Genomic DNA, 9072 nt, shown 5'->3' with positions numbered 1-9072 from the left:
GCTTGATTTCCTTTTGTTTTAATTCCCTTAATTGTTCATAAAACTTAGTCCTAGAATCTTTTGCAATTTTGATACCTGATTTAAAGTTAATAATAGCACTGTCTAGACTTTGTGGAGGTAAAAACTCCTTTATTTTCAACAGATGATTATAATGTTCAGAACCTTCAGATACGCTTGTTCCACAAATACATATCCCTCGGTCTATTAAATCATCAATAAATGAAGAAGATCTTATTCCTGGTATTCCGAAACCTTCTTCTTGTTTCTCATTGATTATTCTCTCTGATTCATTAACTGCAGAATAACTAAAAGCAAGATAACCATTTTTACTTACAAATTCAAATATGGTTTTCGTTAATTTTTTTATTTCAGTTTTTACCTCATTTAATTCCTCATCTTTTTTTTCTTTTTCTTCTTGTAATTTTTGGGTTTCTTCTATAGATTTTAGCGTATTTTCTGTGTCTTTAATTTGTTTAGTTGTTAGGTTTAAATTCGTTACAAGTTCTTCTTTTTGATTTTCTAACCCTGCTTTTTTATTTTCTAATGTCTCTATCTCTTCTATTAAATGAACCATTTCTGAATCTCCAAAGTTTTTAAGTTCACTTCTGAATCTCGTACTGGCATCTCCTGTATGCTTTATAGCCCTTTCTAATATTTCAAGGCCCATTATACTTTTTATTGCTTTTTTAATTTCACCATTACTATTATCTTTTGATAGATTATCAATTCTTTCACCATCAAAAAAGAAGTAAGTTCTTAAGTTTTCTGGCATAATTCGATTAATTTCATCCGTAGGGTTCGATATCGTTATAGAATTACCATCCCTTTTAAATTCAAGAAATACTTTAGGTTCTTGATAATAAACTTGATCATCAATCTTTTTTGCTGTTATTTTACGTTTTAGTGAATAAATTTTGTCTTGTTCGCTAAATCTTATTGTTACTGAACATTCAGTTTCTTGATGGTTAGCAGCCTCTTTTATTGCTTGTTCATTAATTATGTAATTTGAATTCGGTAGGTCTGTCTTACCATAAAAGCACCAGGCAAAAGCATTCAAAAGAGCAGTTTTTCCCGCCCCGTTTTCGCCATGAATAACGGTAACATTCCTATTCGAATTTTTTGAAAATTGGATAGTTTGTTCGCGAAAGTACTGCCTGAAATTTTTGAGCTTTATTTCCTCTAATAACATACTAACCTTTCACCCGCTCTTTCACGATGTCCATAATTGTTCCAACAATATTTGTCCCTTGGAGGTTCTTTCGATGTAATATCTCTTTTTCAGCTTCTAATATTTCTTTTAAAATGAAAGCAAACTCTTCTGGCAAGTTAGCTAAGATTGTTTGAACTTGTTCCTGCTCTATGGTCATTGTTCTTTCTCCTTTTTATATATCTAACAGATGATAGGCTTGTTTTAATAGTACCAATTTCTCATGTGCTACAGGCCCATTTTTGGCTAAATCGGCAAATTCTGAAAATCTTGCTAGTTCTCTTTTCATCATTTTTCTTTCTATGTTGAATACATCTGAATCTATTAGATCCATTTCATCCAATTTTCTTGGAACAACAATAAAATCATGAATATATGAAAACTGTTTATTTTTGTGTTTTCTTAATACCCTTCCTCTTCTTTGAATAAATTCTCTAGGATTTGTACTACTTGCTAATATATATGCAGTTTGTGTTGCTGGAACATCTACACCCTCATCCAAACATTTAATAGCAACTAAGGCTTGTAAATTCCCACTCTCGAACCTACTTAAAAGTTCCTGTCTCTGTTGCTTATCTTCTCTCGAGGTAAAGGTATGTACTCTCATATCTAATTCATTTCCAAGAATTTTTACTGCAGCATCAATTTGTCTATCTCCATCTGTTTTACTATCCCCACAGTAAATAATATTGAATTTCGAATCAGACCTATCTTTCATAAGTTCTTTTAATTTTACTAATTTATTTCTTGCTCTACTAATAATTCTTGCCCGTTCTATTAATAAGGATTGTAAAGACTCATTTTCATCAATTGATTCAGTCAAAAAGGACATTTTTGCTATCTTCCTTGTTACTGTATGGTAATATTCACTTTCATCTTCATCTAAATATACTAAATGAGGATAGTAATAATATTCCGTTAAAAATCCCCCTATCGCTTTATCCAAACCAAATTGGAAAACAATTGAGTTACCGAAATATTTAATTAGCTCTTCAGTACCTTCTTCATCATGCCATCTATTTGGAGTCGCAGATAGAGCTAACCTATATGGAAATTCTTCCACTAAACTTTTTCTATTTTTATTTGCTCCGAGATGGTGGGCTTCATCAGCAATAAAAAGAACTTCTCCATTTAAGCTTCTTAATAAACTTTGCATTGTACTAGATGAAAAAGTAGCGACTGTACTAATTAAACAAAAGTGATCTGTAAACCCAGAATTATAAGCGCTAATCTCATTGAAAAGATCGTCTTCCCAGAGCTTACGTGATTGGTAAGCTACAATGGGAACCATATTAAATTTTCTTAAATCCCCAACCCATTGATCTACAAGATGTGTATAAGGACATACAATAATAACTGCTAGCCGGTTTGTTACTTCTCCAAGTTTTACAGCAGCACTTATTGCTGTAATTGTTTTACCTGTACCTGTTGCCATCTCAAGTAGCCCCTGACAATCATTTCTGAACCAATTTCTAATTGCTTCTATTTGATAATCTCTTAGCTTGATATATGTAGGAATCTGAGGAGAAAACGACAATTTCTTACCCTCTTTCAAAAATACTTCATATTTATTATATTATATCTTTTTGATATAAGAATTTTCTAGAATTTTTTTACATATGACAAATTGTATTATTAAGTGTAACATCTAGAAAATACTAAAATTCACACTCTCTTCGTGTAAAGTCTAAGTTAGAATGTAACTGTTTTACATGTAGAACATGTTTCAATTATACCCATCTTACCACCTTTGAACGAGGGAAAATAGAAGCACTTTATTGCACTGTTTCTCTACCGGAGCCATTGCGAAGGAACTTGGCAGACACTATACCACTATTGCACGCGGTACTCTAGAATTGACCAAGATCTGTGTTACCAAACTCACTTTCATAATTAATTATTCAAAAAAATTATCACCTAACGAGTAGTATGAGGCCAAAAAAAAGGAACTCGTTAGAGTCCTAATTGTTTTTGTACCTTAGATTTTTCTTTATCATAACTTGCTTGTGTTTTATCAGTCTCTTTAGTGAGGTTGTCCATAGTATCTTGATTTGCCATTCCCATTAAAGCAAATACCCCTGAAGTATTCATTACATGAATTATCTTCTTCATATACTTATATGTTTTAAGGTCAGCATTAGCTTTAGCAAAAGAAGCTTTTTTGTATGCTTTCATATCATCATACTGGAAACCTTTTTTAGTTTTGATTCCGTTAATAATTTCTTGATCCTTCTTAACAAGCATATTAATGTCAGATTCCTCTATCTGCATTAAGTCTTGTGGAATACTGTTTCTTTGCTTCCCTATATCTTTACCTTCTTGTTCTAAGAACTTAACTGCTTCTACTTTATTATCATGGACAGCTTTCTCATGGTATTTGAATCCACCAAAACCTGCCCCTGCAAGTACAATAATACTCACAACAGTAAGAATAATTTTCTTCATTTCTTTTTCCTTCTTCCTTATGATATCTCGCAGATATCTTAGTTCAACCCATCAAGCCTTTATTTAGGTAAATTGACTTCAAAGCTGATTTTAAGATTTGTAAGATAATATACATACTTCTTGACTAATCAATCTAATTCGATCTAATTGAAAACATTGGTTGGATTATAGTAATAGTATATGAAAACAACCATTTTCTCTTTGATACTTAACAAACAAATATAGAAGTTTTGAACTCCTAAGCACAAAGAATGTCTTTTTAAATTCTCTTTTGCAATTTATCTTTTCTAGTTAATTTAGACTCTATTAAATAACAGTAATAATTGTAACATAATTGTATTCTTTATTTAGCCAAAATATTGGGCTATTTTACTGGTTTTAGAGTCAAATAATATTATAATTGGAAAGCTTTAATAATAGATGACATTTTCACAATACCTGATTCGGTTAATACAAAACTATTACACATACTTTACTAAATTTTTAGGTTCCTCTGTTCATTCCACTCCTGTTCATACTTGTATGACAAAAACATACGAAAGGGAAGAAAAATTATTTTTTTGAGACGACTTAAAATTTTCACCATATATTAATATATAAAAAAGAGAGCAGCCATAATCGGCTCACTCTCCCTTACTTAATAAATAAATGTGGATATGCTTGTTTATATAAATCAATAAGCGCTTTTTTCGCAGCTTTTCTTTTGTTATGAAAGTCAATTCCGATAGCAGTAAAATCTTTAAATGGCGGTCCATCCTGGCATATATTTGCTGTAACTTGATATTTATTATGAAATTGGATGATTTCTATCTCTATTTCATCCCCATATTCGTTTACAATCTGAGAAGCTTCCCATAAGATACATTCATTAGGTTTCATCTTTCACCTGCTTACTTATCTTTTGTAATCTCCACATCAATAATTTCTCTAATATCATCTAAATCAAGTGATTCTAAAATTCTTTTTATATGCCCTAAATTTATATTTTTTCTTTTATTGTTAGCTAAATCACTCAATGCCGAGTGCCTAATATCTGATAGACGGGAGAGCTCTCTTAATGAGATGTTTCTTTTCTTTAATAATCTCTTAATTTGGATTTTCACTTCTATTCCCATCGTTTTCTTTACACCCAATTTCTATGGCTTATAAAGAAAAACTATCATAATGAAAATCTTTAAGTGGTACGCCTTTGCGTACCATTAAAAGATTTAAATAAGAATAAAAGAATTTTTATACTCAATATTAAAGATCGTCTATGCAAAAAAACTTAACTAATAAATTCTCGCTATTAGAAAAGGCTATCCCCAGGTACTTGAATCCCTTTGGAGATAGCCTTTTCTATTATTTATTATTTATCGTTTTGGTAGAAGAATGTTGCTGTTAAGCTGCCATCAGCGTTTTCTTTAATGTCTTTTACATTAATTCCAGATAAGCCTGTTGCGCTGTATCCTTTGTAGAAGTAGTAAGATCCGGAGTAAACATTGGTACCATTAGATTTCAGCACATCTCCAGTTTTGAAGAAGTCACCCGCGTCCCCGCGGTTTAATCCTTTTTCCAGATCAAAGTTGCCATCTTTTTGAACCACAGATAAGCCGTAGTGCGACACTCCATTTTCAGGAGAACTTACATTATAGATTTTCTTTCCATAGCTTTCTACACTGTTTACATCATTGTAGCCTTGCTGATAATGACTTATCGTGTTCTCATCTGCATGCCACACGACTAATCCATGGGAATCTTTACCCTGGCGATTTAAGCCTTGGTTAAATCCAACTTGCTGCACGTTTTCAAATAGGTAATACTCCGTTCCATTTGAACCCAGTACTTCCATTTTTACAAAGCCATTATTAGCATCTGCCTTATTAACTGGAGGAAGGGTAATAGTTTTGGCTCCATCTTCTGGTTTAACATTAATTGGACTTGCCCATCCAAGGAACATCTTGGAGAATGGGTCAAAGGCTGTTGGTGAGTTGCCCATATATGCATTTCCATTTGGATAGCTCATCCATGAACCGCCTGCCATGATCGTGTAGTTTCCATCTCCTTGAGAGGTATAATCTACATCATAAAGGTCAGGAAGACCTAAGGCATGACCGAATTCATGAGAGAATACACCGGCTTGGGTTGGATAAGGACCTGTTTTATAAGCATCGCTGTAACCTTTACCATTAAATCCTGCAACGTTTCCGCCGATTTCAGGTTCAATGGTGTAAGTTCCAATTTCTACACCATCTTTTTTCCATTTATCCTTGTTGGTTTCCATAAACTGGTCGACATTCTGAAGTGTACCATCATGATAATACTTTCCATAATAAAGGGCACTTTGAATATCCCATTTATGAGACCAAATTTGTTGAGGGTCTCCGCTCCATTCTGCTCCAGTTCCAGCATGTACGATGAAAACATTTGGTACAACGCCGTCAACTGCATATTTAGAAAAATCCACTTGTGCATCAGCAGCAGCAATCGTATCTGCCACTAGATCTCCAACATGAGCATAACCATTAGTATTATCAAGATCACCTAGATTCTGACCTAAATAATAATTCGCCTCATGAGGAAGTGTCACCCATTCTTTAGGATGGTCATTTGTAGTTAGAGTGACTTTACCATAGCTGCTTTCTTGGTATGCATTTTGCATGGTTTTATCTTTTGGAACAGTTGGCACGTCATATTTGCTGAACTCAGGAAGTTCATATGGATTATATGTATTCCCAAAAATAAGATCATCAAAGTATTTGGCTGGAACCTGCTCAGCAGGAGCACCTTTAGGCTGTTCATCCTTGAATTTAACCAGTAAAACTAACATTGGAATATTACTTTGTGTTGGTGAATAAGTGACATGATTGTTACCTGGAGCATTAAATTTTTTCCCATTTGGTAAGGTTGCCAATTTTTTTGCCTGTTTTGTAAGATCTACGCCGTTCGCTTTTGCAAATTCTTCAAACTCAGGAGATGGTGCGACCTGTTCTGGAGTAACTAATGAAAATTTAGGCGATTTTACGGCCGCTTTTCCAACTCCTTCAGGTGCTAATCCTGCAGCTGTTCCTCCTAAAAGTGCTAATGATAAAGCAGTTGTCGATAATACTTTCCACATACAAAGACCCCTTCTTTTTTCGAAGTTTTAACAAAGATTAGGAAAAAACCAGACTAATAAACTACTTTGTAAATTTGCGGGAATTTCCTAGTACGATGTTCCTATTGAGTATAGTAACACCTGTTATCTGATATATCAATATATTCAGAAAATATTTTATTTCTATTTACTAGATATTTTTATAGATGAAACTTAATTAATATTTTATAAGGAGATTGTCTTTGATTAATATACAAAAAAGCTTGTTTACCTTGTTGGTAACAAGCTTTAAAGGTCTATTTAGTGTTAAAGCTTAATGATCGATTTTTCTATTGAAGATATGATTCTTTCAATTGTAAAACCATATTCTTCAATTAAAAGGTTCCCTGGCCCAGAATCTCCGTAGGTCCTTACACTTATAGCTTTACCTTGTTGTCCTGTGAATCTTTCCCAACCCATCGGTAATCCCATTTCAATAGAAACTCGTGTTTTAATTTCCGGAGGTAAAACGTAATCTTGATATCTTTTCGATTGTTTCTCAAACAACTCCCATGAAGGTATGCTTACGACACGGGAAGGTATTTCTTTTTCCGCTAATGCTTTTTGTGTCTCCAATGCTAAACTAACTTCTGATCCAGTGGCAATCAGTAATACCTGAGGTTTTTCACCATTAGGAGGATCTGATACAATATAAGCCCCTTTTGATACTCCCTCTCTCGCCTTTTCAAATGAGAGCAATGGCAGGTTTTGCCGAGATAAGATTAATGCTATCGGTCCCTCTTTATTTTCCATAGCATAACGGTAAGCTTCAATGGTCTCGCATGCATCTGCTGGCCGGATGACTGTTAAGCCCGGAATGGCACGAAGGCTTGCAAGGTGTTCAACGGGCTGGTGGGTTGGGCCGTCTTCCCCTACTGCAATGCTATCGTGTGTGAAGACATAGATTACAGGCAGCTTCATCATGGCTGCCAGTCGGAAGGTTGGGCGCAGGTAATCAGAGAAGACAAAGAAAGTAGCGCCAAATGGGTGTATTCCTCCATGCAAGGAAAGACCATTTAAGATGGCTCCCATTGCATGTTCCCTTATTCCAAACCAGACATTTCTTCCGGCATAGTTCTCCTTACTGAATCTTTCCATTCCTTTTAGGTTTGTCTTATTGGAGGAAGCGAGATCTGCCGATCCGCCAAAGAGTGTTGGCAGATTTTTCGCAATGGCGTTTAAGGCTGCTCCGGATGCTTCCCTTGTTGCGATGTCAGGGTCGCCTGGTTTATATACTGGAAGGTCTGCGTCCCATCCTTCTGGGAGTTCTCCCTGAATCGAGGCTTCCAGTTGTTTCGCCAGTTCCGGATATACTTCTTTATAAGAAGAGAATAAATCGATCCATTCCGCTTCCCTTTGCTCTCCTATTTCACGAGAAGTTTGAAAGTGATTGACCACTTCCTCTGGTACCTCAAAAGGCTCACAGTTCCAACCGTAACTCTTTTTCGCTAATTGAGCTTCTTCTTTTCCAAGTGGTGCGCCATGTGCAGCATTGGTTCCGCCTTTATTCGGACTGCCGTATCCGATTACGGTTTTGATTTCAATTAAAGAAGGACGAAGAGATTCCTGTTTTGCCAGATGGATGGCTTCTCCGATACTTGTAATATCGTTACCATCGTCCACACGGAGATAATGCCATCTCTGTGCTTCAAAACGTTTGCCGATATCTTCTGTGAACGAATGTCTCAGTTCTCCATCGAGGCAGATATCGTTTGAATCATATAAGACGATTAGTTTGCCAAGAGCCAAATGTCCGGCCAAAGATGTAGCTTCATATGTGATTCCTTCCATTAAATCTCCGTCTCCGCAAATGACATACGTATTGTGATCGATGACTGGATAACCTTCGAGGTTATAGACGGCTGCCATATGTGCTTCCGCCATTGCCATTCCTACTGCCATCGCGAATCCTTGACCAAGAGGTCCGGTTGTTGCTTCAATTCCTGGTGTCCCGACCTCCGGGTGGCCATGTGCCTTGCTGCCTAATTGACGGTAATTTTTCAGGTCGTCCATTGAAATATCATAGCCGGTGAGATGCAGAATACTGTATAAGAGCGGTGAACCATGCCCTGCAGACAACACAAAACGATCCCGGTTAAACCATTTTGGATTGGAGGGATTGTGTTTTATATGCTTCATATATAATTCATAGGCCATCGGTGCAGCTCCCATCGGCATGCCGGGATGGCCGGAGTTCGCCTGTTCAACAATATCAATTGAGAGTGCCCGAAGTGCATTGATCGCTAATTGTTCCAAAGGTTTTACTGACATATGTACCTCTCCCTTTATTTTTCAATATAAAAAC

General features: G+C 35.5%; 8 protein-coding genes. All 8 read right to left on the bottom strand.

All coding sequences use genetic code 11. The features are described from left to right. Positions 1-1189, bottom strand: a 1189-nt coding sequence (locus tag AC3WR0_RS20745; RefSeq protein ID WP_492554067.1) for an AAA family ATPase, incomplete at its 3' end; no start/stop codon positions are given. A gap of 1 nt (position 1190) precedes the next feature. Next, positions 1191-1367 carry a hypothetical protein gene (locus AC3WR0_RS20740; RefSeq protein WP_492554066.1) on the bottom strand — a complete coding sequence of 59 codons (177 nt, stop codon included), beginning with the start codon at positions 1365-1367 and terminating at the stop codon, positions 1191-1193. A 15-nt stretch (positions 1368-1382) separates the two neighbouring features. Further along, a complete protein-coding gene (locus AC3WR0_RS20735) occupies positions 1383-2744 on the bottom strand; it encodes a DEAD/DEAH box helicase family protein (protein ID WP_492554065.1) in 1362 nt (453 codons plus the stop codon). Between the two features lie 416 nt (positions 2745-3160). Then, entirely contained in the window at positions 3161-3652 is a 492-nt protein-coding gene (locus tag AC3WR0_RS20730) for a hypothetical protein (RefSeq protein ID WP_492554064.1), read from the bottom strand. A gap of 633 nt (positions 3653-4285) precedes the next feature. Then, complete coding sequence (locus tag AC3WR0_RS20725; protein WP_492554063.1) at positions 4286-4531, bottom strand: hypothetical protein; 246 nt, start codon at positions 4529-4531, stop codon at positions 4286-4288. 11 nt (positions 4532-4542) lie between these two features. Beyond that, a complete protein-coding gene (locus AC3WR0_RS20720) occupies positions 4543-4767 on the bottom strand; it encodes a helix-turn-helix domain-containing protein (RefSeq protein WP_492554062.1) in 225 nt (74 codons plus the stop codon). A 233-nt stretch (positions 4768-5000) separates the two neighbouring features. After that, positions 5001-6749, bottom strand: a complete 1749-nt coding sequence (locus tag AC3WR0_RS20715) for a M6 family metalloprotease domain-containing protein (RefSeq protein WP_492554061.1) — start codon at positions 6747-6749, stop codon at positions 5001-5003. A gap of 285 nt (positions 6750-7034) precedes the next feature. Beyond that, the gene (gene tkt, locus AC3WR0_RS20710; RefSeq protein ID WP_492554060.1) at positions 7035-9038 is read right to left on the bottom strand and encodes a transketolase; all 2004 of its coding nucleotides are present in this window, start codon (positions 9036-9038) and stop codon (positions 7035-7037) included. Between the last annotated feature and the right edge of the window lie 34 nt (positions 9039-9072).

This window comes from Neobacillus sp. FW104-15D2, assembly GCF_058790155.1.
This window is presented reverse-complemented; position numbering and strand designations above follow the sequence as displayed.

What these genes read in the sequence shown, in the direction of transcription:
- tkt (WP_492554060.1), bottom strand. Translation starts at nt 9,038, where the DNA reads ATGTCAGTAAAACCTTTGGAACAATTAGCGATCAATGCACTTCGGGCA.
- AC3WR0_RS20725 (WP_492554063.1), bottom strand. Translation starts at nt 4,531, where the DNA reads ATGAAACCTAATGAATGTATCTTATGGGAAGCTTCTCAGATTGTAAAC.
- AC3WR0_RS20720 (WP_492554062.1), bottom strand. Translation starts at nt 4,767, where the DNA reads ATGGGAATAGAAGTGAAAATCCAAATTAAGAGATTATTAAAGAAAAGA.
- AC3WR0_RS20715 (WP_492554061.1), bottom strand. Translation starts at nt 6,749, where the DNA reads ATGTGGAAAGTATTATCGACAACTGCTTTATCATTAGCACTTTTAGGA.
- AC3WR0_RS20730 (WP_492554064.1), bottom strand. Translation starts at nt 3,652, where the DNA reads ATGAAGAAAATTATTCTTACTGTTGTGAGTATTATTGTACTTGCAGGG.
- AC3WR0_RS20740 (WP_492554066.1), bottom strand. Translation starts at nt 1,367, where the DNA reads ATGACCATAGAGCAGGAACAAGTTCAAACAATCTTAGCTAACTTGCCA.